The following is a 21412-nucleotide window of genomic DNA, read 5'->3' as shown; positions in this document are numbered from 1 at the left end:
CCTTAGCGATAGATCGGGAAGCGCACGGTCAGTTCGCGCACCTGGGCGGCGACGCCCGCAATCACGGCCGGATCGGCTTCGTCGCCGCCGTTCATCGAGGAGACGACGTCGGCGATCCAGTGACCGATCTGCTTGAACTCTTCCTCGCCAAAGCCGCGCGTGGTGCCCGCCGGCGTGCCCAGGCGGACGCCCGAGGTAACGGTGAAGGGGGCGGTGTCGAACGGCACGCCGTTCTTGTTGCAGGTCATCAGCGCCTTTTCGAGTTCATGCTCGGTGGCCTTGCCGGTCACGCCCTTGGGACGCAGGTCGACCAGCATCAGGTGGCTGTCCGTGCCGCCCGAGACGATGGCCAGGCCGCGTTCGACCAGAACGGCGGCCAGGGCCTGGGCGTTCTTCACGACCTGCTGGGCGTAGAGCTTGAATTCGGGCTTCAGCGCTTCGCCGAAGGCCACGGCCTTGGCGGCGATGACGTGCTCCAGCGGGCCGCCCTGCAGACCGGGGAAGACGGCCGAGTTGATCTTCTTGCCCATATCCAGGTCGTTGGACAGGATCATGCCGCCGCGCGGTCCGCGCAGGGTCTTGTGGGTCGTGGTGGTGACGACGTGGGCGTGCGGCATCGGGTCGGGATAGGCCCCGCCCGCGATCAGGCCTGCATAGTGAGCCATGTCGACCATAAGATAGGCGCCGACCGAATCGGCGATCTCGCGGAAGCGCTTGAAGTCGATTTGGCGGCTGTAGGCCGAGGCGCCGGCCAGGATCAGCTTGGGCTTCTCCTTCTGGGCCATTTCGGCGACGTGATCATAATCAATGAGATGGTCGTCTTCGTTCACCTTATAGGTGACGGGACGGAACCACTTGCCCGACTGGTTGGCGGGCGAACCGTGGGTCAGGTGGCCGCCGCAGGCCAGGTCCATGCCCAGGAAGGTGTCGCCCGGCTGTAGCAGGGAGAAGAAGACGGCCTGGTTGGCTTGAGCGCCCGAGTGGGGCTGGACGTTCACATAGGCGGCGCCGAACAGTTCCTTGGCGCGCTCGCGGGCCAGGTCCTCGGTGACGTCGACGAACTCACAGCCGCCGTAATAGCGACGACCCGGATAGCCCTCGGCGTATTTGTTGGTCAGGACCGAGCCCTGCGCGTCCAGCACCGCCTGAGAGACGATATTCTCGGAAGCGATCAGCTCGATCTGCTCCTTCTGGCGGCCAAGCTCGCCCTGGATGCCCTTGAAGATCGCCGGATCAGCATCGGCGAGGCTCTTGGTGAAATAGGAATCGTGCGTGAAGGCGGTCACTGGAGGCATCCCGGAGGCTGAAGGCTGAAACGGCGCTCCCTTCTAGGCCGCGCCGCCGAACACCACAACATCTAGGGGGTCACCGCTGTGACAACGCTCGTTTCAGTTTGGCGATAGCCACCCGTTCGACCGCGCGCGGCTCAGCGGCCGGGCCCATCGCGGAGACCTCCACGCCCGTCGCCGTGTGGACGGCGGAGCATTTCACATAGGGGCCGTTGCGGACGAACTCGACGATGACTTCGCCGAGCTCAGCATCGGTCGTCATGCCGCGACCGGACGACGCGCCACGTTACAGTGGGACCACAGCCTGTCCATCGCATCGACCAGCTTGTCGATCATGGCGTCGTCATGGTCAGGCGAAGGGGTGAAGCGCAGGCGCTCGGTCCCCTTGGGCACGGTGGGATAGTTGATCGGCTGGACGTAGATGCCGTGTTCTTCCAGCAGCATGTCCGAGATCAGCTTGCAGTGAACCGGATTGCCGACATGGACCGGCACGATGTGGCTGACGCTGGGCAGGACCGGGATGCCCGCCTCGGACAGACGGCGCTTCAGGGTGGCGGCGCGCTCCTGATGGGCGTCGCGCAGTTCCGGGTGCGCCTTCAGGTGGCGAACCGAAGCCAGCGCCCCGGCGGTCAGGGCGGGCGGCAGGCTGGTGGTGAAGATGAAGCCCGAGGCCCAGCTGCGCACCGCATCCACGATCACGGCGTCGGCGGCGATGTAGCCGCCCATGACGCCGATGGCCTTGCCCAGGGTGCATTCGACGATGTCGATGCCGTCCAGCACGCCGTCGCGCTCGGCCACGCCCGCGCCGGTCGCGCCGTACAGACCCACGGCGTGAACCTCGTCCAGATAGGTCAGGGCGCCGTATTTTTTGGCCAGGGCGATGGTGCCGGCGATGTCGGCGATGTCGCCGTCCATCGAATAGACGCTCTCGAAGGCGATCAGCTTGGGCGCGTTGACGGGCGCGGCGGCCAGCAGTTCTTCGAGGTGTTCGAGGTCGTTGTGGCGGAAGATGTGACGCTCGCCGCCGCCGTTGCGGATGCCCGCAATCATCGAGGCGTGGTTCAGGGCGTCCGAGAAGATGATCAGGCCGGGCAGGATCTTCTGCAGGGTCGACAGCGTCGCCTCATTGGCCACATAGCCCGAGGTGAACAGCAGGGCGGCTTCCTTCTGGTGCCAGCTGGCCAGCTCGGCTTCCAGATCGACCGCCGAGCGTGTGGTGCCGGAGATGTTGCGGGTGCCCCCTGCCCCGGCGCCGCTGAGATCGATCGCGGTCTTCATCGCCTCGACCACGGCCGGATGCTGTCCCATGCCGAGGTAGTCGTTGGAGCACCAGACCACCACCTCCTGCTGCGTGCCGTCCGCACGGCGACGGCGAGCAAGAGGAAATTGCCCGCGCACCCGCTTCAGATCGGCGAAGACACGGTAACGGCCTTCGCTGCGGACCTGATCCACAGAGTTCTGAAAGGCGGACTTATAGTCGAACAAGGCGGCGCTTCTTTCGCTTATGCAGCTTTGCGGCCTAATTGCGCGCGCCGCCCTGTCTTGTCCATGTCAGGAACCGGACAAAACGTCCCAACCCCTTAATTGATAACGGTTCTCAGCTTCAGCTATTCCCGCGGTCGTCGGCCCTGCGGGACCTCCCGACCCGATGCGGGCTTGGCTCAGCTCAGCGTATCGATGCGGCCGCGCAGCATCTGCACCATGGCGGAGAAGTCCTTGCCGCCGTAGCCGAGCCCGTTGAACAGGGCGTAGAGGGCCTCGGCCTGCGCGCCCAGCGGGGTCGTGGCGCCCGCCTTGGCGGCGGCGTCCTGAGCCAGCTTGAGGTCCTTCAGCATCATGGCCGTAGCGAAGCCGCCTTCATAGTCGCGGTTCGACGGCGCGGTCGGCACGGGACCGGCCCAGGGATAATAGCTGGTCACGCTCCAGCACTGGCCCGAGGACTTGGAGGCGATCTCGAAGAAGCGCTCGGGTTCGAGCCCCAGCTTTTCGGCCAGGGCGATGGCTTCGCACGTGCCGATCATCGAAATGCCCAGCAGCATGTTGTTGCAGATCTTGGCCGCCTGCCCGGCGCCGTGGTCGCCCGCGCGGATGGTGATGCGGCTCATCGGCTCAAGCGCCGGTTCGACGCGGGCGAAGTCGGCCTCGTCGCAGCCGACCATGAAGGCCAGAGAACCCGCATCGGCCGCCGCCGTGCCGCCCGAAACAGGCGCGTCGGCGAAGGCGTAGCCCGCCTCCTTGGCCAGACCCGCGACCTTGCGCGCGGTTTCTACGTCGATGGTCGAGCAGTCCAGCAGAAGCGCGCTGGAGGGCGCCGCGCCGATGATCTGTTCGGAATAGACGCTGAGGACGTGCGGCCCGGCGGGCAGCATGGTGATGACGACCTCGGCGTCCTTCACAGCCTCGGCGACCGAACTGACGGTGCGGCATCCAGCCTCGGCGGCGCGTTCCAGCGCGGCGGGCGACAGGTCGAAGGCGGCGACGTCATGCCCGGCCTTGGCCTGGTTCGCGGCCATTCCGCCGCCCATGTTGCCCAGACCGATGAAGGCGATGCGAGTCATCTGTGCGTTTCCCTTATGGATTTTGGCCGAGGGTTAGCGCCGCACGACCCGCTTCGCCAGTCACCAATTTGAGACGAGACGCCTCAGTTCGGCTTGCGGAAGCGATAGACGAACTGGTCGGTCTTGCCCCGGATCGCCTCGTCGAAGACGTTCAGGCTGTGGTCGTCGGCCGGATTGGCGACGGCCGTGCTTTCGCCGTCGAAGACGAAGCCGGCCGCCTCGACCTCTTTGCGCAGCTGGGCGCCTTCGATGCGGTGCAGGGTTTCGACAACGGTGTTGGCGGCGCCGGGCGCGGCCTGATGGTCGATAACGACATAGAGGCCGCCGGGCTTCAGGGCCTTGAAGATGTCGGCGTTCATCTTGGCCACATCCACGCCGAAACGGGGGATGTGGAAGTCGTGGTATTCCTGGCTCATGAAGACCAGATCCAGCGGCTGGTCGAAGCTCATGGCGTCCAGGTCGCCGTTGACGCGGCTGATGTTGGGATAGGCGGCGACCAGGGCGTCGGCGCGCGGGTTCTCGCGCTCGGCCGTGCGGTTCGGCACGAAGGCGTAGACGTGGCCGTTCTCGCCCACGACGCGCGCGAACAGGCGGCTGAAATAGCCCGCGCCGGGGCGGATGTCGGCAATGCGCCAGCCCGGCTTCACCTGGGCGAAGGCCAGCATCTCGGCCGGATGGCGCAGAGCGTCGCGCTCGACCTCATCGGCAGGACGCAGAGTGTCGGAGACGGCGGCCTGATAGGCAGGCGCGGCGGCGTCCTGAGCCAGAACAGGCGCGGCGCTCAGGAAGGCGGCGGCGACGGCGGCGGCGAGCAGATGCGGTTTCATGACGAACTCCTTGATCTTGCGGCTGCCCCGGTCGGGGCCTTCGGACGGCATAAGGCGCGCGGATGGGACGGCTGGCAAGCCGTCCCGGCGCATGATCAACCCGCAGTCATGGCTGCCGGCGCCTGCTTTTCTCTGAGGGTGACAAGCTCCTCGGCCATCGTGGGGTGGACGGCGCAGGTGGCGTCCCACTGGGCCTTGGTCAGGCCCGCCTTGACGGCGATGGCGGCCAGTTGGATCATCTCGGGGCTGTCGGGGCCGACGATGTGGCAGCCGACGACGCGCTGGGTTTCGGCCTCGACCACCAGCTTCATCAGCACCCGCTCGTCCGAGCCGGTGAAAGCGTATTTCATCGGGCGGAAACGGGTGACGTAGACATCGACCTCGCCCGGACAGGCGTGGCGGGCCTCGGCCTCGGTCAGGCCGACGGTGCCGACAGGCGGCTGGCTGAACACGGCGGTGGCGACGGCTTCATAGTCGAAGCTCTGCGGGTTGTTCCTGAACACCGTCTCGTGGAAGGCCACGCCCTCGCGGATGGCGACGGGGGTCAGGTTCATCCGGTCGGTGACGTCGCCGACCGCCCAGATGTTGTCGGCCGTGGTCTGGGAATACTGATCGACCTTGATGGCGCCGTTCTCGTTCAGCTCGACCCCGGCGGTTTCCAGCCCCAGGCCCTCGACGTACGGCACGCGGCCGGTGGCGAACATGACCACGTCGGTCTCGATCTTCATGCCGTTTTCGAGCTGGTTGATCAGACCCGTGTCGGTCTTCTCGATCGACGCATGCTGGCAGCCGAGGATGACCTTGATGCCGCGCTTCTCGATCTCGCCCGCCAGATGGGCGCGCACGTCGTCGTCGAAGCCGCGCAGGATGTTGGGGCCGCGATAGATCAGGGTCGTCTCTACGCCCAGGCCCGCGAAGATTCCGGCGAACTCCACCGCGATATAGCCGCCGCCGACCACCAGAACGCGCTTGGGCAGTTCGGGCAGATGAAAGGCTTCTTCGGAGGTGATGGCGTGCTCGATGCCCGGCAGGCTGTCCGGCTTCCACGGACGGCCGCCGGTGGCGATCAGGATCTTCTCGGCCGTGATCGTCTGGTTTTCAGCGCCGTCCTTGCCGATGACCTCGACGGTGTGGGCGTCCTTCAGCACGGCGCGGCCGTGCAGCAGGTCGACGCCCGCCTTGCCCAGATTGGCGGCGTAGATGCCCGACAGGCGGGCGATCTCGACATCCTTGGCCTGCAGGAAGGTCGGCCAGTCGAACTTCGCATTGTCGAACGACCAGCCGTAGCCCTCTGCAATCTCAAGCGCATGGCTGACCTCGGCGGCCATGACCATGAACTTCTTGGGCACGCAGCCGCGAATGACGCAGGTGCCGCCGACCCGATACTCTTCAGCGATGGCGACCTTCTTGCCGCCCAACGCCGTCAGCCGCGCCGCCCGCACTCCGCCCGAACCGGCGCCGATGACGAAGAGATCATAGTCGTAGTGGCTCATCGGGGGCTCCGGTTGGACTGGACCCGAAAAAATAGAGTCCAATTCGTCTGAATCGTCTGAAGTCGCGCGGTTGAACCGCAGCGCTGACCCCGACTTAGGCGCCCGGATGCGAGGGGGCAAGGCGCGAGGCAGGCCCCTGTCAAAGAAGCCCGGATGGGCGCCGGACAGCCATCGTCCCGCTTTCACAAGACGCGGTTATGAAATACTGTGGCTGGGTCAGAATATGTCGTGAGGCCAGGTGATGATCGCAGCCCTTCTCGCTCTTGCGCTCAGCGCCAGCGCGCCGCCCGCTCAGTCAGCCCAGTCGGCCACGCCCGCCCATGAGGATCAGGCGGTTAGGCTGGAAGATATCCAGGTCTCGGGCCGACGCCTTGACGACCTGATCCAGAGCTTCGTCAGCGAAGTCGCAGCGCCCAATCGCGGGCGCGGCATCGCCCGATGGGACCGCAGCGTCTGCGTGGGCGCCGTCAATCTGCGCCGTGAAGCCGCGCAATATCTGGTGGACCGCGTTTCGACTGTGGCGGAAGACCTTGGATTGAATGCAGGCGACCCCGGCTGCACGCCCAATCTGCTGATCATTGCGACCGCTGACGGCGACGCCTTCGCACAGGAGCTGGTGGAACGCCGCCGTCGAGCCCTGCGCATGGGCGGCTCCGGCATGGACCGCGGCGCTGCGGCCCTCAGAGATTTTCAGGAGACCAGCCGCCCCGTCCGCTGGTGGCAGGTCAGCATGCCGGTCGATTCCGAAACGGGCCAGCGCGCGGTCCGGATACCCGGAGATTGCATGAATGATTGCTCCAGCCCGATGGACGCCGCTCCGGTGATCAACGTGTCTTCGGCTTCGCGGCTGACGACCCAGATCGTCGACAACATCTTCCGCGCCATCATCGTCGTGGATGTGAGCAAGATCGGCGCAGTGAACTCGGTGCAACTGGCGGATTACATCGCCATGGTGTCGCTGGCGCAGATCGACCCGACAGCGGACACCAGCGCCTATGCCTCGATCCTGAACGTCTTCAACGATCCGAACAGCGCACCCTATCTGACCGAGTGGGACAAGGCCTATCTTGACGGGCTGTACGGTGCTCAGCGGACCCGACAGAACGTGCGGGCGGGCAAGTCAGAGATCCAGTCCTCGATCCGCCGCGCGCACGCCCGCCTTGCCGAAGAGGCCGCGCCGTCTACGGATTGAGCGTTTCCACGCCCTCGTCCGTGCCGATGACGGCCAGGTCGGTGAGGTCGAGGAACAGGCCGTGTTCGACCACGCCGGTCAGGCTTTTCAGGTCGGCGGCGAGGCGGGCCGGGTCGGCGATCAGCTTGCAGGCGGCGTCGTAGATCAGGTTGCCGCCGTCGGTGCGGATCAGGCCGCGTTCGGCCTCGCGCACGCGAGCGGGAGAGCCGATGTCGTGGTCGGCCAAGACGTCGGCGATGCGGTTGGCGGTCGTCTTGTGGCCGAAGGCGACGACCTCGATCGGCAAGGGGAAGGTTCCCAGCGCCGGAACCACCTTGGCCGCGTCGGCGATGCAGATGCAGCGGGCGGACGCCTCCCACACCAGTTTCTCGCGCAGCAGGGCCGCGCCGCCGCCCTTGATGAGGGCGAGGCCGGGGCCGATCTCATCGGCGCCGTCGACGGTCAGGTCGATCCTGGGCGTGTCTTCCAGCGTAGAGAGCGTCAGGCCCAGCTCGCGCGCCAGATCGGCGGTGCGTTCCGACGTTGGGACACAGCGCAGGCCAGGCAGCTTGCGCGCCGCCAGCGCCTTGACGAACCATGCGGCGGTCGAGCCGGTGCCCAGACCGACGACCATGCCGGCTTCGACGTATCGGGCAGCGGCTTCGCCGGCGTTCTTCTTCTGCAGGTCGCTCATTTTGCTTTCGCCGTCTTCTTCGCGCGCATGGCAGCCATGAAGCGGGCCGCCCAGCCCGGCTTCGTTGTCTGTTCGGCGCGGCCGAGGGCCAGGTCGCCGGGCGCGACATCCTTCGTCACGACCGAGCCGGAGCCGACCATGGCGCCCGCCCCGATGGTCACAGGAGCGACCAGCGAAGAGTTCGAGCCGATGAAGGCCCCCTCGCCCACTGTGGTGCGATGTTTGAAGAAGCCGTCATAGTTGCAGAAGATGGCGCCGGCGCCGATGTTGGCTTTCGCCCCCACGTCGCCGTCGCCGAGATAGGCCAGATGGTTGGCCTTGGCGCCCGCGTCCATGCGGACGTTCTTGACCTCGACGAAGTTGCCGACCTTGACGCCCTGCCCCAGGTCCGCGCCGGGACGCAGGCGGGCGTAGGGACCGACCTCGGCGCCGGTGGCGATCCTGGCGCCTTCGATGTGGCTGAAGCTGCGGATGCGCGCGCCCTCGGCCACGACCGCGCCGGGGCCGAAGACGACGAAGGGCTCAATGGTCGTGCCTGCGCCGATGTCCGTGTCCCAGGCGAAGTGGACGGTGTCGGGGGCGCTCATGGTCACGCCCTGCGCCAGGAAATGCTCGCGCTGGGTCTTTTGGAACAGGGCCTCGGCCTGAGCCAGTTCGCCTTGTGCGTTGACGCCCATGACGGAGTCTTCGGCGGCGAAGACGGCGCGGGTCGGGGCGCCGCGCCTGCGGGCCAGCTCGACCACGTCGGTCAGGTAGTATTCGCCCTTGGCGTTGTCGTTGGTGACCTCGGCCAGCAGGTCGAACAGCAGGCCGACCGGCGCCGCCATGACGCCCGAGTTGCAGGCGGTGACGGCCAGAACCTCGGCGGAGGCTTCCTTGGCCTCGGTGATGGCCAGCAGGCTGTCGCCCTGAAGGATCAGACGGCCGTATGCGCCGGGGTCGCGGGCCTCGAAACCGATGACGGTGACGCCTTCATGGGCGTCGGCGAAGACCGGCTCGATGTCGGCGGCCTTCAGGAGGGGGACATCGCCATAGGTCACGACCACATGGCCGACGAAGTCGCCCAGCACGACCTCGGCGGCGCGCACCGCGTGGCCGGTGCCGAGCGGCGGGTCCTGAACGGCGATGCTGTCGGCGCCGAGGCGTTTCTCGACGTGAGCGCGGACTTCCGGAGAGTGAGAGCCGACCACGACCACGATGCGCTCGCAGCCCAAGGCCTCAGCCGCGTCGATGGCGTGGTCCAGCATGGCGCGCGCGCCAACTGGGTGCAGCACCTTGGGCAGGGGCGACTTCATGCGCGTGCCCTGACCGGCGGCGAGAATGATGGCGGCTCTCGGATGAGGCTTGCTGGTCATGAATCGATCCGGCGGCTTGTCGTTGTCTGCGATCTAGCCCATTGCCGGGGTCTTCGCGAGCCGGGAGACAGATGAGTGAGCATTGAGCGCGACCTGGAAGGCTGGACCATCGCCTTCGATCTGGACGGAACCCTGGTGGATTCGGCGCCGGATCTGATCGGCACGCTGAACCGGATGCTGGCGGAGTATGAACTGCCGCCCGTGCCCATGTCCTCGACCCGGCATCTGGTCGGGCACGGCGCGATGGCCATGCTGCGTCACGGCTTCATGGAGGCGGGCGCCGTCTGGGACGAGGCCCACGCACCCGGCCTGTTCGAGCGCTTCATCGAGGTCTACCTCGCTCACATCGCCGATGAGAGCCGCCCGTTCGACGGTTGTGTGGCTGCGCTGGACCGGCTGAGCGCGCGCGGAGCGATCCTGTGCGTGGCGACCAACAAGCGCACGGACCTTTCGGTCGCGCTGATCGAGGCGCTGGGGCTGACGCGCCATTTCGCCTTCATCGCTGGCCCGGACGTGGTGTCGGCTCGCAAGCCCAGCGGCGCCCACATCATCGAAGCGGTGCGCAAGGCGGGCGGCGATCCGGCGCGCTGCGTCATGGTCGGCGACAGCACGACGGACACCAAGGCGGCCAGGGACGCGGGCGTGCCCTGCATCACCGTCAGCTTCGGCTACAACGACGTGCCGCACGCGGAGTTGGGCGGCGACGTGATGATCGACCACTACGACGGGTTCGATGAGGCGCTCGCGGGGGTGATGGGCTGAACCCTTCTCCTCTTGCGGGAGAAGGAAAACTCCTGCTGCCTTTAGAACTTCTACCCCCTATCCGCCCCTGAGGCTGTTGCCGTCTTCGCGTCTGCGAAACACATAGGTCGACCTGTTCCTCCCCAAGGGTCGTCATGCTTCGTCGCTTCTTCGCCATTCCCCTGTGGCAGCGCACCGCCGCCGGTTTCGCCCTGGGCATTATCGCCGGCCTGATCCTGCGCGAGCAGGCCGTGGTCTGGCTTCAGCCCATCGGCGACGTCTATCTGAACCTGATCCGCATGGTGGTGGCGCCGCTGGTGTTGTTCACCATCGCCAGTTCGATCGCCAAGCTGGGCGAAGGGGTCGGCGCCGTGCGGCTGGGCGTGCGGACCATCGTGTGGTTCGCCGTCACCTCCCTGCTGGCCGTGCTGGTCGGCTTTGCGTTCGGCCACATCATCAATCCGGGCGTCGGCCTGTCCGACCTGCCGCTGGGCGAGGTGAAGGCGCGCGAGATCCCCTCGCCGTTGCAGGTTCTGCTGGGCGTCGTGCCGACCAATCCCTTCGCCTCGCTGGCCGAGGGCAAGGTGCTGCAGATCATCTTCTTCTCGGCGCTGCTTGGCGCGGCTCTGGTGGCGCTGGGCGACCGGGCGCAGAACGCGCGCAGACTGGTGGATGAGGGCGCGGCCCTGATCTTCCGCATCACTCGCTGGGTGATCCAGTTGACGCCGTTCGGGGTGTTCGGCCTGATCGGTTCGGTCGTAGGCGGCTATGGCTGGGAGGCGCTGCTGCCGCTGGGCAAGTTCATCTTCGCCATCTATGCGGCCTGCCTGTTCCACATCTTCGTCGTCTATTCGGGCCTGCTGAAGCTGCATGGACTGAAGGTCGTCAGCTTCTTCCGCGGCGCAGGCGCGGCCATGCAGACGGCCTTCGCCACTTCGTCGTCGCTGGGCACCCTGCCCGTCACCCTGCGCCAGACGGTCGAGCGGCTTGGCGTGCCGCAGGCCTATGCCTCCTTCGCCGTGCCTCTGGGCGCCAATGTAAAGATGGATGGGTGCGGCGCCATCTATCCGGCCATCGCCTCCATCTTCATCGCCCAGTATTTCCAGATCGACCTGACGCTGACGCAGTACATCCTGATCGGCCTGACGGCGGTGTTGGGGTCGCTGGGTACGGCTGGCGTGCCGGGAACCAGCATCGTCATGCTGACCCTGACGCTGTCCACGGCGGGGCTGCCGCTGGAAGGCGTCGGCTACATCATCGCCATCGACCGCATCATCGACATGATGCGCACGGCCACCAATGTGACCGGCCAGATGGTCGTGCCGGTCCTGGTTGCGAAGGAAGAAGGCATCCTCAATCAGGACATCTACAACGGCCACGTGGCCTGGCTGCCCGGCGATCCGGAAGATGAAACGCCCGACGGCGTGCGAGCGGCGGGAATCTGAACAAGCGACGCAGCTATTTGATAATTTGAGGCTTGCCGTCGTCGGAATCGCGGGCTATGTCCCCGCCTCCCGACGGCGCAGTCACTGACCGCCCCGTTCCAGGCGGACGCGTAGCTCAGCGGGAGAGCACCTCGTTCACACCGAGGGGGTCACAGGTTCAATCCCTGTCGCGTCCACCATCTCTTTTATTCCCGCTTGAAACTGCTCTAACATCTTGAATGGTAAGGCCGTATCGACGGTTTTAAAGCCTTCGCCGCGCAAGTAGGTCACGCGGTCTGCAAAGGCCAGTTTCAGCACCATCCGCCGATAAACCATCTCCCCGGAAACCCAGATATTATAAGGGTTTGCGAGGAAGCTCATGGCGGTTTTAAAAATTACAGGAAAGTCCTTCTTCGGTTTGCCGATGTTGGCCGCCTTTTCACGTATCTCGACCTTGCGGGTCTCCATTTCGCGAATACGCGCCTCATAGGTTTTGACGAGGGTTGCGCTCTCGCAAGCGACGATGCGGTCAACGAGTTGGACAATGCCCTTGTCGAGCTTGCTCAGTTCCAACTCCAATGAGCGACGCTGAGTTGTACTGGCCGCCACTCGCGCCCTCCACAGATCGCACAGTGTGTCTCGCGCGACCGCGAACAATGCATATGTCGGCTGCATGGCCTTGAGCAGGTCTGCGAACTGTTCCTCGACGACCTCCTGCCTCGTGGATTTGCCGTACTGCGAACAGCCTTTGTGCATGCACAGATAATAGGCGTGGTGCCTATTACGGCCCTTGGCGTGGATCCGCATTACCCAGACGGGCAGTGACTTCCTTCGCACGTTTGCCGACGACGCGGGCGATTGCATGAACCTCGCCCTCATAGGTCACGGCTACATGCCCGCGACGGTCGCCCTTGGCGAGATACAGGCCGCGCTCTTCCATAGCGCGGGAGAATAACACCCGATCATCGGACACCGCCCAGCACTCCTGAATTGTGCCTTTGACCTCGCGCGGATCACGACCCGAGCGTTTGGCCTGTTGCCATTCCGCCAGATCAAAATTCTTGGGGTCGCGGGCTTTGGAATCCATCAGCCCGGCAGGCATCCGCCAACCGTGATCGAGATAGAGCTGCTTGGAGGCTTCGCGCAGGCGCGTCTTGAAGAACGGTAATGGCTTTGGCGGTCATGGTGGCTACGTCGATACACGACCACAGCACATGGGCGTGACGGCGACCTTCCTTTTCATGAAAGACCACGATGCGTGGCTGACCTTCGAAGCCGTTGGCTTTCTCGATGCGGTCTATGGCGCCTTCAAACGCCGCCACTGGCACGGTTTCTGTTTCTGGGGGATTGAGTGAGACAGAAAAGAGCGGCTGCTTGCAACGCGTCCCAGCGGCGACAGCCTGAATCTCTTTCATCGCCCCTAGAACATCAGAGGCGATGAAGCCGCTGATCTCATGCACCTCGACATGTTCATTCTCGGATCACAGCCTCACCTCTTCCTTGCGCTCCAGTCGTTCAAGCGCCTTGCTTACGGATAGTGTGTGCTCATCCAGTCGGGCCAGGGTTCCATCAGCCAGTGGCGCAGTCCTGGCCTCCAACGCCGCTACGCGAGAAGATAGACCGCCACCCCAGAACACGAGGGCCGCAGCTTGGGCGACGAGGGACACGACAACGGCCGCCATCGACCAGTTAAACTTTTTGGTTTCGGTCATCTGACCTCCGGGCATAAAAAAAGCCCCTTTTGGGGGCGATTTTCCGTTTGTTAGCGGGTGTGGACTAGCCCGACCTCAGGCGCGCCCCACGGCCGATCTATTCGACGGCGTGGAGTGCGTCCTGAGCCAAGGCGAGGTTGACGGTAAAGTTTCGCCGGTCTGCGGGGCGATCGCCCCCCCCGGCGAACGGCCCCACGACGCCTCTATATCGCAGACTCCAATTGTGAGCCATGTTCGCGAATAGAGTCGCGTCACCGGTTCGGCCTTCGGGGGCGAACTCTACCATGGCCCCGCCTTCCCGCATGAAGGCTGCGTTAGTTAGTCCTGCCCCGAGGGGCCCTGCGATGTGAGATGCACGGGCAAAGAGAGCCATCTGCTCCGAGAAGGGCAGGTCCTCTGGGAAGATCTTGATGTAACCGAGGGCTTGGGCTGTCTCGAAAATCTCGTCTTCATTGCCAAGATGTCGAGACGACGATTTTTGACGCGACACGAACAGCTTGATCGCTGCACCAGCTGCTGGCTTTGGCAATGATCTGGCCATTCGCACGGCGTGTTCGTTGAAGGTTCTGATGTTCACAAGCCCGCGCGCCGGTACAAGAAGGTTTTGGTATCGAACACGAGAGTCTCTTGATTGCTCTACCATCTGTCGATTAGCGACCCCCAATGTGTTCAAAATCTCTCGCATCCAGGGCCGGAGCGGCGGAACGACAAACAGGAGATCTGGCCTCAATAAACCCGCATCCTCCAAGGCCTGAACGCGCGCGCAAGCCTCCAGAAGCCAATGAAAATAGTTGTTGTTGGTTTGTATCCCGAGAACAGCGAATGTTCCCTCACGCTGGTGTGTCCAGTCCAGTTCGTGGGTGTACAACTCCTTTTCTTTGTGCAGAAAGCCGGCGTCGGCTACCGCTCCCAGGGCGCGGAACGAATCCGTCAAGATGCCGCCGCGCTGGTCCGCGACAATGAAGTTGCCAAATACATCAGCGTTCTGGAGCCCAACGACGAAGGCAGGCCCCGCGAAAGTTTGACCCTGCTCGACGTAACGGAGGTCGCGCTCACGAGCTTCATCAGCGACCCCATCAGAGACCGTAAGAGGCTCGTCCAGCCATCGCTGCTCCCACTTAGAGGGCGCGCCGGTCTGAACATGCCAATCACCGTCCCCGCCGTTGCGTCCCGGATAGTCCCCGCGGCGAACGAAATGAAAGTCTTGCACTCTGGATCCCGGCCCCGCAAAATTAGTGGCTGATCTATAGCGACAACCAAGAGATACGCAAAAGAAATGAACTAGGCGCTCACCCCTTCATCCGCCCGAGAGGCAATCTCACCATACCTTCAGGACCACCCATCCTTGTTCTAGAACAAATCGAGGGTGCATGGATCGCCGTGGTGGGCGAGGGCGCGGAAATGATCAGGGTCACCGGGGTGACCCTGGAGGAATTGGTTTCCGAGTTCAAGGACGTTCAAGAATGGTGGGGACACCCAGCCCCTTCTCCCCGGATCGTCTTGCTGCCCGCGCCCAGCTCGGGAGGAATCAGCTGAGGGCTGACTTCTACACCATCACGTCAGCGCTACCACGGCGCCCAGCGGGGATACGGAGCCAACTCGCGCCGTTGCTGTAGGCCAGACACCGAGCTCCAGCATCACCGTTTGAACAATAGACAATGGACTGGTTGTGGTTGGCCGCTAAAGGCAGCTGGTTGATGCTGTAGCTCTTGAGCTGAAGCGGCCCGTAAACTCGGGGCCAGGCGACGCCGCCGGCGGTGTTGAGCGAGAACGCGTCAACGCCGCCTACGTGCCACCTCCAACCATCGGGCGTATTGTGCGTGAAGTTCCCATTCGCCCTGGTCGGGGCGTTCAGCGTGGTTTCTCGGCCGGCGTGAGTCCAACTTTCGATCACCTCCACAGACGGGGCATGGTGTTCGATAAAGTCGCCCAACTTGTATGGGATGGACCCGAGCCAATAGAAGTTCAGCTTACCGTCGTGGCACAGCGCAGCAGTGTTGTTTGCGCCAACGTCAGACACCTTGGCTCCGGTCCCGCGCGCCGGTTCTGCGCGGGGTATCGTCATCGCCTACCTTCCACCTTGGCCTCAAAGCGGAAGATGCCGACCCGGAAGTCCTTGTCTGGATCGGCCTCGTATTTCACCGCCACCCGACGCGCATTGAACCGCACATCCGTCTTGTCGGTCAGGTCGAACGGGCCTTCCGCGTCATCGGGGCTCATCGTCCAGTCGCCGGTCGTGAAGCTGACCTGCACGTCGCCCAGGTTCGCCTCATCCGGGATGATGGAATAGATCGAATAAGTGTTCTCGCCTGATCCCAACTCGACCGGCCCCGACATGGCGTAGGGCTGGCGGCCGGATCGGTTCTGGCCCACCTCGTGTTCGTAGAGGTTGCCATCGTCGCAGACCATCAGCGGGTATTGCAAGGTCTCGCCCCGGCCAAATTCCGCTCAGCCGCTGGGGCTTGCCGATATTCCAGTGGTCTTCACGGTAGTTGTAGATGACGTATCGGTCGTTCTCGACGGATGACGCCGAGGGGTAGAACTACCATATCTCCCCAAACTGGCCGATGTGGACGGCCGTGATCTTGGACACCTGCCCCCGGTTGATGTCCCCGAAGACATAATCCCCCACATCACACCGAAGAGGCTCAACCACCCCGTTAAAGGCCCAGAAGCGATCCAGCCCAAACCAGAAGGCTCGGCCGTCCACCACGCCTGGCGCCTAGCGTGAAATGGACCCGCAGGAAGTCGCCAGTCGCTGAATGTCGTAAACGTCAGGCGAACCGAGTTATAGGTCATCAGGTGCGCATCCACGGCGCCGCCACGATGGCGCTTGCCCGCTCGCAGCTTGCCCGGCGTCTGAACCCGGAAGCCGCCCGCCAGATTGGTCCCCGAAGGCATCCGCGCCGTCCGGTCCTCGAGGTCACACCACTGTCTCCCGCCGCTCCAAGGGCCACAATCGCCAGCTCTTCGGTGCAGATGATATGGGCTGCGGTGGCGCTCGCCAGTTCCGCATCCTTCACGTCGATGACGAACATGAACGAGCGGCAGTGCGCCAGATTGGGCAGCGCCGAGGTCGTGCCTTTGCCGCCGCCCGTGCGCGCATAGATCAGGTTGTGACCATCGGCGTTGAGGAACAGGAAACGCCGCTGCATCACCCCGAGATACCAACCGGCAGGATTAAGCAGGCCAGCCTTCTCGGCATCATCAAGGTTGGCGAGACGGGCGTTGCCCAGATCGCCTAATGCGTCCTGTTCCAAATAATGGCGCTCAATCATCATGGCGCGTCTCCGCGCCATGTGAGCGTAAGCATCTGCCTCGACAGCGCAGCGGTCGCCTTCGATGCCGCGCGCAGCTTTGAGCGCCTGAACCTCTTTCATCGCACCTAAAACGTCGGAGGCGATGAAGCCGCTCACCTCATGCACTTCGACATGTTCATTCTCGGGTTTGAGGAGGTGGCGGCCCATAGCCATCTCGCCCCCGCGCTGGGAGCCTTTGAGAATCATGGCGCGGCCTCTGACAGGCCGAGCGCCACCATTAGCAGGGCGCGAATCTCCGCGACCGCATGAACGGCCTCAGTCAGATCGGTTTCCACCGAGCCATCGACCGGCAGGCTTCCCAGATGCGCCGCACGGGCAAGCTGGTTGAGGTTGGAGGCGATGCGGGATTGGCCGAGCAGACCGAGTGCCTGCGCCAGGGCCTTGTGGTCTTTCACCGGAAACTTGCCGCGTGACCTTGGGGGCGGTGTCGCATCCGCGCCGAACAGGCGAGAGCGGATATAGACTCCGAGCGACAGTCCCGCCGCCTCGCGTTCCAGCCGCGCACGTTCCTCGGGCGACAGGCGCACAGAGAACGGCGCTTGGCTCGAAGAGGATGCGGAGGGCGGCATGGCAAACGACAATAGGCGGCCATGCCCGCACCCCTTGGGGGTTACGGGAGACCGCCTGTGATGGCTCTTCAGGTTTTGTGGGTTAGATGGACGGAGAGGGCGGTTTAGGAAGCGTGGGGCACTGATAATCGGACAGCGAAGTGTCCTTCAGGCAGTCTTCCCAATCGCTCAAAGTAGCGAACAATTGGTTCGATAAGCCATCATCATTGTCCACCATTTTTCACCTAATGAAATCAACTATCGTGCGGCAAGTGCGCCTTGGTTCAGTTGAACCGGGGCGGTAGGCGCGCTCGACGAGGTTTCGGCGCTTGTAGCGACAGCTACAGATCGTCCACCCCGGCCTCGGCCGCCGCACGCACTTCTTCCTTCAGCCAGGCGACGAAGGTGCGGGCGGCCGTTGTGGCGCCGCTGCGTTTGATCAGGAGGTGGTAAGCGAAGTCGGTCGTCAAGGCCCCGTCGGCGAACGGCGCGACCAGTCGGCCAGCCGCCAGGTCGTCAGCGACGAAGGCATAAGGCGCCAAGGCTACGCCCTGGCCGTGAGCCGCCGCTTCGATCGCCAAGGCTGTCTGATCGAAACGCGGACCGGCCTGATCGTCGATGTCGGTCAAGCCGCGCGCTTTCAGCCAGGCGCGCCAGTCCGGGCGCGGCTCTTCCAGTTCGCTGGGCCTCAGGTGGATCAACACATGCTGCGCCAGATCGGCCGCTTTTCGCAGCGGCTTTGGCCCCGCCATCAGCCCCGGAGCGCAGACGGGCGTGACGTCGGCGTTCAACAGATATTCGGATCGCACGCCTGCATAGTCGCCCCGGCCATGGCGCACGGCGACATCCACCCGGCCGCCGCTGACGTCAGCGAGGCGCATGTCGGCCGACATCCAGACCTCGATCTCGGGATGGGCCGCCGAGAAGCGCGCGATACGCGGCGCCAGCCATTTAGCTGCGAAAGACGGCGGGACGGAGATCGACAGGGCGTGACGACGTTCCGGCCGGTAGAGCAGGTCCCCTGCCCGTTTCAGATAGTCGAAGCCGTCGCGCAGCAGAGGATAAAGCTCGGCGCCCAGCTCGGTCAGGGCGATCTGACGGCCCTCGCGGTGAAACAGAGGCGCTCCGGCGTGTTCTTCGAGGATGCGGATCTGCTGACTGATGGCGCCGGGCGTGACGGACAGTTCCTCGGCCGCGCGCGTGATGTTCAGGCGTCTGGCGGCCGCCTCGAACGCCTTCAGCGCGTTCAGGGGCGGGATGCGGCTTTCCGGGGCCGACGGGGTCTTGCGGCGCGTCATCAGCTCATCCACTGGGGCTTAGGCAGGTTTCGAGCGGCCAGGAAGGCCGGGTCATAGATCTTGCTGCCGTAGCGCTGGCCAGAGTCGCACAGCACCGTCACGATGGTGTGGCCTGGGCCAAGATCGCGGCCCAGTCGGATGGCGCCGGCGATGTTGACGCCGCTGGATGGGCCAAGCGACAGGCCTTCTTCTCTCACCAGGTCGAACAGAATCGGGAGGAACTCAGCATCCTCGATACGATAGGCGTGATCCACCGACAGCCCTTGTAGATTGCCCGTGATGCGGTTGACGCCGATGCCCTCGGCGATGGAGGTCCCCTCGCCTTTCAACACGCCATCGGTGAACCAGCTATAGAGCGAGGCGCCCGGCACGTCGGCCAGCCCGATCCGCACATCAGGCCTGCGTTCGCGCAGGTAGGCGGCCGTGCCCGCAAGGGTTCCGCCCGAACCGACGGCGCAGATGAAGGCGTCGACGCGACCGTCGGTCTGTTTCCAGATTTCCGGACCGGTGGCCTCATAATGAGCCAGACGGTTGGCCTGATTGTCGAACTGGTCCGCATAGAAGGCGCCGTTCGGTTCGCTTTCGTTCAGTTCTTCTGCAAGACGCCGCGAAAAGTGGACGAAATGATTGGGGCTGGCGAAGGGCGCCGGATCGACCTCGATCAGGCGCGCGCCATGAAGGCGGACGGCGCGCTTCTTCTCCTCGGTCTGGGTGCGCGGCATGACGATGACGACGGGGTGGCCCAGTGCCGCGCCCACAAGCGCCAGGCCCACGCCCGTGTTGCCGGCCGTGCCTTCGACAATTGTCCCGCCGGGCCTGAGAGCGCCGGACGCCCGCGCGGCCCGGATGATGCTGAGCGCGGCGCGATCCTTGATCGAGCCGCCGACATTCAAAAACTCGGCCTTGCCCAGAATTTCACAGCCCGTCGCCTCCGAGGCGCGCTTGAGGCGCACCAGAGGCGTGTTGCCGATCAGGCCGAGGACGTCAGGCGCGACAATCATGGAAAATCCGAACCGCAGGGAGGAACGCCCCTCTTAGCCACAGTTCAGATTTTCTAACAACCGGCCTTAGATATGCCAGCCTTAGATATGGATGACGCGTCCATAGGCGTCGAGCGCGGCCTCGTGCATGGCCTCTGACATGGTCGGGTGCGGATAGACGATGCCGTGGATGTCTTCCTCGGTCGCTTCCATGGTGATGGCGGTGACATAGCCCTGGATCATCTCGGTGACGTCGGCGCCGATCATATGGGCGCCGATCAGAGCGCCGGTCTTGGCGTCGAAGATGACCTTGACGAAGCCTTCGGTTTCGCCCGCCGCGATGGCCTTGCCGTTCACCTTGAACGGGAAGCGGCCGATCTTGACCTCGCGCTTCTCGGCCTTGGCCCCCTGCTCAGTCACCCCGACCGAGGCGACCTGCGGCTGGGCGTAGGTGCAGCCCGCGATGGGCGAGTTGACGTTCGGCGTCTTGTAACCGGCGATATGCTCGGCGGCATGAATGCCTTCGTGGCTGGCCTTGTGCGCCAGCCAGGGCGCGCCGGCGCAGTCGCCGATGGCGTACAGGCCCTTTACATTGGTCTGGCAGTGGCTGTCGGTCTTGATGTGGCCGCGGTCCAGTTCGACGCCCAGCGCCTCCAGACCAATGCCGTCGGTGTTGGCGGTGATGCCGACGGCCGAGATGCAGACCTCGGCCGCCAGGCTTTCAGCCTTGCCGTTGACTTCAAGATCAACCTTCACACCCTTGGAATCCTTGGAGACTTTCGTCACCTTAGCGCCGAGCTTGAACTTGATGCCGCGCTTTTCGAAGCCCTTCTGAGCGGCCTTGGAGACCTCTTCATCCTCGACCGGCATGATGCGGTCGACGGCTTCGACGACCGTCACCTCGGCGCCCAGAGCGCGGTAGAAGCTGGCGAACTCGATGCCGATGGCGCCTGAGCCGATGACCACGAAGGTCTTGGGCAGTTTCTTCGGCGCCAGGGCGTCGCGATAGGCCCAGATCCTGTCGCCGTCGGCCTCAAGCCCGATCTGCGGCAGGGCGCGGGCGCGGGCGCCGACGGCCAGCATGACGGTCTTGGCCTCGATGGCGCGCGTGCCGCCGGCCTTCAGGGCCACGACGACCTTGGGGGCGGCGGCGCCTTTCTCGAGCTTGGCTTCGCCCTCGATGACCTCGATCTTGTTCTTCTTCATCAGGAAGCCGACGCCCTGATTCAGTTGCTTGGCCACGCCACGCGAACGCTGGATGATGGCGTCGAAGTCGAACGACGCGCCCGAGGCGGACAGGCCGTAGTCCTTCAGGTGCGACAGGCTTTCGAACTTCTCGCCCGATTTCAGCAGGGCCTTGGTGGGGATGCAGCCCCAGTTCAGGCAGATGCCGCCCAGGTTTTCGCGCTCGACGATGGCGACCTTCTGGCCCAGTTGGCTGGCGCGGATGGCCGCGACGTAACCGCCGGGGCCCGAGCCGATGACGACGAGATCAAATTCAGCAGCCATGATCAGATCAACTTTTCGATGTCGGCCTTGATGGCCTCAGGTTCAGTCTGGGGCGAATAACGCGCGACAACGCGGCCTTCGCGGTCGGTCAGGAACTTGGTGAAGTTCCACTTGATGGCGCGCGAGCCGAGGAAGCCCCTCTTCTGCTCCGTCAGCCAGGCGTACAGAGGGTGGCGTTCCGGCCCATTGACCTCGACCTTGTCGAACAAGGGGAAGGTCACGTCGAAACTGCTGGCGCAGAAGGCGGCGATTTCCGCCGCCCTGCCCGGCTCCTGCTGGCCGAACTGATTGCAGGGAAAGCCCAGGACTTCGAACGGCGCGTCAATCAGATCGCGATGCAGCTTCTCCAGCCCGGCGTATTGGCCGGTGAAGCCGCATTTCGACGCCGTATTGACGATCAGCAGCGCCTGACCGCGAAAGCGATCCAGCGACACGTCCGCGCCATCGATGGCCCGGGCGGAGAAGTCATAGACGGATGCCATGACCTCTCGGC

The 21412-nt window shown here is 64.3% G+C and carries 22 protein-coding genes and 1 tRNA gene; 4 read left to right on the top strand and 19 right to left on the bottom strand.

All coding sequences use genetic code 11. The features are described 5' to 3' along the window. Positions 1 to 2: 2 nt before the first annotated feature. From glyA to gor, 6 genes are all read right to left on the bottom strand, one after another. Complete coding sequence (glyA, locus tag D1604_RS02035) at positions 3 to 1286, bottom strand: serine hydroxymethyltransferase (RefSeq protein ID WP_119412414.1); 1284 nt, start codon at positions 1284 to 1286, stop codon at positions 3 to 5. A gap of 79 nt (positions 1287 to 1365) precedes the next feature. Further along, entirely contained in the window at positions 1366 to 1551 is a 186-nt protein-coding gene (locus D1604_RS02030; RefSeq protein WP_119411980.1) for a DUF6898 family protein, read from the bottom strand. Beyond that, positions 1548 to 2774, bottom strand: coding sequence for a 5-aminolevulinate synthase (gene hemA / locus D1604_RS02025; protein WP_119411979.1), 1227 nt, complete (start codon positions 2772 to 2774; stop codon positions 1548 to 1550). Before hemA ends, D1604_RS02030 begins: the two co-directional genes overlap by 4 nt. 176 nt (positions 2775 to 2950) lie before the next feature. After that, positions 2951 to 3847: a 3-hydroxyisobutyrate dehydrogenase gene (gene mmsB / locus D1604_RS02020; protein ID WP_119411978.1), complete on the bottom strand. Its 897-nt coding sequence runs from the start codon at positions 3845 to 3847 to the stop codon at positions 2951 to 2953. A gap of 83 nt (positions 3848 to 3930) precedes the next feature. Beyond that, positions 3931 to 4674 carry a class I SAM-dependent methyltransferase gene (locus D1604_RS02015; RefSeq protein WP_233551811.1) on the bottom strand — a complete coding sequence of 248 codons (744 nt, stop codon included), beginning with the start codon at positions 4672 to 4674 and terminating at the stop codon, positions 3931 to 3933. Between the two features lie 95 nt (positions 4675 to 4769). Next, positions 4770 to 6167, bottom strand: a complete 1398-nt coding sequence (gene gor / locus D1604_RS02010) for a glutathione-disulfide reductase (protein WP_119411977.1) — start codon at positions 6165 to 6167, stop codon at positions 4770 to 4772. A 241-nt stretch (positions 6168 to 6408) separates the two neighbouring features. On the opposite strand from gor, the gene D1604_RS02005 reads away from it, so the two are divergent. Then, on the top strand, positions 6409 to 7359 hold the full coding sequence (locus D1604_RS02005) for a hypothetical protein (RefSeq protein WP_119411976.1): 951 nt from the start codon (positions 6409 to 6411) through the stop codon (positions 7357 to 7359). On the opposite strand, the gene rpiA is transcribed toward D1604_RS02005, so the two are convergent. Together rpiA and glmU are read right to left on the bottom strand one after the other, a co-directional pair. Beyond that, on the bottom strand, positions 7349 to 8032 hold the full coding sequence (gene rpiA / locus D1604_RS02000; protein ID WP_119411975.1) for a ribose-5-phosphate isomerase RpiA: 684 nt from the start codon (positions 8030 to 8032) through the stop codon (positions 7349 to 7351). The two genes, D1604_RS02005 and rpiA, sit on opposite strands and share 11 nt — an antisense overlap. After that, positions 8029 to 9387, bottom strand: coding sequence for a bifunctional UDP-N-acetylglucosamine diphosphorylase/glucosamine-1-phosphate N-acetyltransferase GlmU (gene glmU / locus D1604_RS01995; RefSeq protein WP_119411974.1), 1359 nt, complete (start codon positions 9385 to 9387; stop codon positions 8029 to 8031). The genes rpiA and glmU overlap by 4 nt, the downstream gene beginning before the upstream one ends. Before the next feature lie 75 nt (positions 9388 to 9462). Between glmU and D1604_RS01990 the strand changes: the two genes are divergently transcribed. The 3 genes from D1604_RS01990 (at position 9463) to D1604_RS01980 (ending at position 11752) form a co-directional block, all read left to right on the top strand. Continuing rightward, positions 9463 to 10149, top strand: a complete 687-nt coding sequence (locus D1604_RS01990) for an HAD-IA family hydrolase (protein WP_119411973.1) — start codon at positions 9463 to 9465, stop codon at positions 10147 to 10149. Between the two features lie 134 nt (positions 10150 to 10283). Then, positions 10284 to 11573, top strand: coding sequence for a dicarboxylate/amino acid:cation symporter (locus D1604_RS01985; RefSeq protein ID WP_119411972.1), 1290 nt, complete (start codon positions 10284 to 10286; stop codon positions 11571 to 11573). A gap of 104 nt (positions 11574 to 11677) precedes the next feature. Continuing rightward, a tRNA-Val gene (locus tag D1604_RS01980) sits at positions 11678 to 11752 on the top strand. A 581-nt stretch (positions 11753 to 12333) separates the two neighbouring features. Here D1604_RS01980 and D1604_RS01975 read toward each other — a convergent pair. The 11 genes from D1604_RS01975 to D1604_RS01925 form a co-directional block, all read right to left on the bottom strand. Further along, the gene (locus D1604_RS01975) at positions 12334 to 12639 is read right to left on the bottom strand and encodes a hypothetical protein (protein WP_147399862.1); all 306 of its coding nucleotides are present in this window, start codon (positions 12637 to 12639) and stop codon (positions 12334 to 12336) included. Next, positions 12605 to 13012, bottom strand: coding sequence for a relaxase/mobilization nuclease domain-containing protein (locus D1604_RS15705; RefSeq protein WP_158584905.1), 408 nt, complete (start codon positions 13010 to 13012; stop codon positions 12605 to 12607). Before D1604_RS15705 ends, D1604_RS01975 begins: the two co-directional genes overlap by 35 nt. A gap of 21 nt (positions 13013 to 13033) precedes the next feature. Next, entirely contained in the window at positions 13034 to 13264 is a 231-nt protein-coding gene (locus D1604_RS01970) for a hypothetical protein (protein ID WP_119411970.1), read from the bottom strand. Positions 13265 to 13361: 97 nt separating this feature from the next. Continuing rightward, a complete protein-coding gene (locus tag D1604_RS01965) occupies positions 13362 to 14474 on the bottom strand; it encodes a glycosyltransferase family 61 protein (RefSeq protein WP_119411969.1) in 1113 nt (370 codons plus the stop codon). An 851-nt stretch (positions 14475 to 15325) separates the two neighbouring features. Next, positions 15326 to 15688 carry a hypothetical protein gene (locus tag D1604_RS01955; RefSeq protein WP_147399860.1) on the bottom strand — a complete coding sequence of 121 codons (363 nt, stop codon included), beginning with the start codon at positions 15686 to 15688 and terminating at the stop codon, positions 15326 to 15328. 374 nt (positions 15689 to 16062) lie between these two features. Then, complete coding sequence (locus D1604_RS01950) at positions 16063 to 16770, bottom strand: hypothetical protein (RefSeq protein ID WP_119411966.1); 708 nt, start codon at positions 16768 to 16770, stop codon at positions 16063 to 16065. Beyond that, the gene (gene mobC / locus D1604_RS01945) at positions 16767 to 17111 is read right to left on the bottom strand and encodes a plasmid mobilization relaxosome protein MobC (protein WP_233551810.1); all 345 of its coding nucleotides are present in this window, start codon (positions 17109 to 17111) and stop codon (positions 16767 to 16769) included. The genes D1604_RS01950 and mobC overlap by 4 nt, the downstream gene beginning before the upstream one ends. Before the next feature lie 362 nt (positions 17112 to 17473). After that, positions 17474 to 18430 (bottom strand): transcriptional regulator GcvA, encoded by a 957-nt coding sequence (gene gcvA / locus D1604_RS01940; RefSeq protein ID WP_119412412.1) that lies wholly within the window; start codon positions 18428 to 18430, stop codon positions 17474 to 17476. Further along, entirely contained in the window at positions 18430 to 19431 is a 1002-nt protein-coding gene (locus tag D1604_RS01935; protein WP_119411964.1) for a cysteine synthase A, read from the bottom strand. The genes gcvA and D1604_RS01935 overlap by 1 nt, the downstream gene beginning before the upstream one ends. 81 nt (positions 19432 to 19512) lie before the next feature. Next, the gene (gene lpdA, locus D1604_RS01930; RefSeq protein ID WP_024352830.1) at positions 19513 to 20919 is read right to left on the bottom strand and encodes a dihydrolipoyl dehydrogenase; all 1407 of its coding nucleotides are present in this window, start codon (positions 20917 to 20919) and stop codon (positions 19513 to 19515) included. A gap of 2 nt (positions 20920 to 20921) precedes the next feature. Next, complete coding sequence (locus D1604_RS01925; protein WP_024352831.1) at positions 20922 to 21401, bottom strand: glutathione peroxidase; 480 nt, start codon at positions 21399 to 21401, stop codon at positions 20922 to 20924. Positions 21402 to 21412 lie beyond the last annotated feature (11 nt).

Origin of the sequence: Brevundimonas sp. LPMIX5 (assembly GCF_003576505.1) — a bacterium.
In the GTDB taxonomy this organism is placed as follows: domain Bacteria; phylum Pseudomonadota; class Alphaproteobacteria; order Caulobacterales; family Caulobacteraceae; genus Brevundimonas; species Brevundimonas naejangsanensis.
The sequence above is the reverse complement of the archived record's forward strand: the minus strand, read 5'-3'. Positions and strand labels throughout refer to the sequence as shown.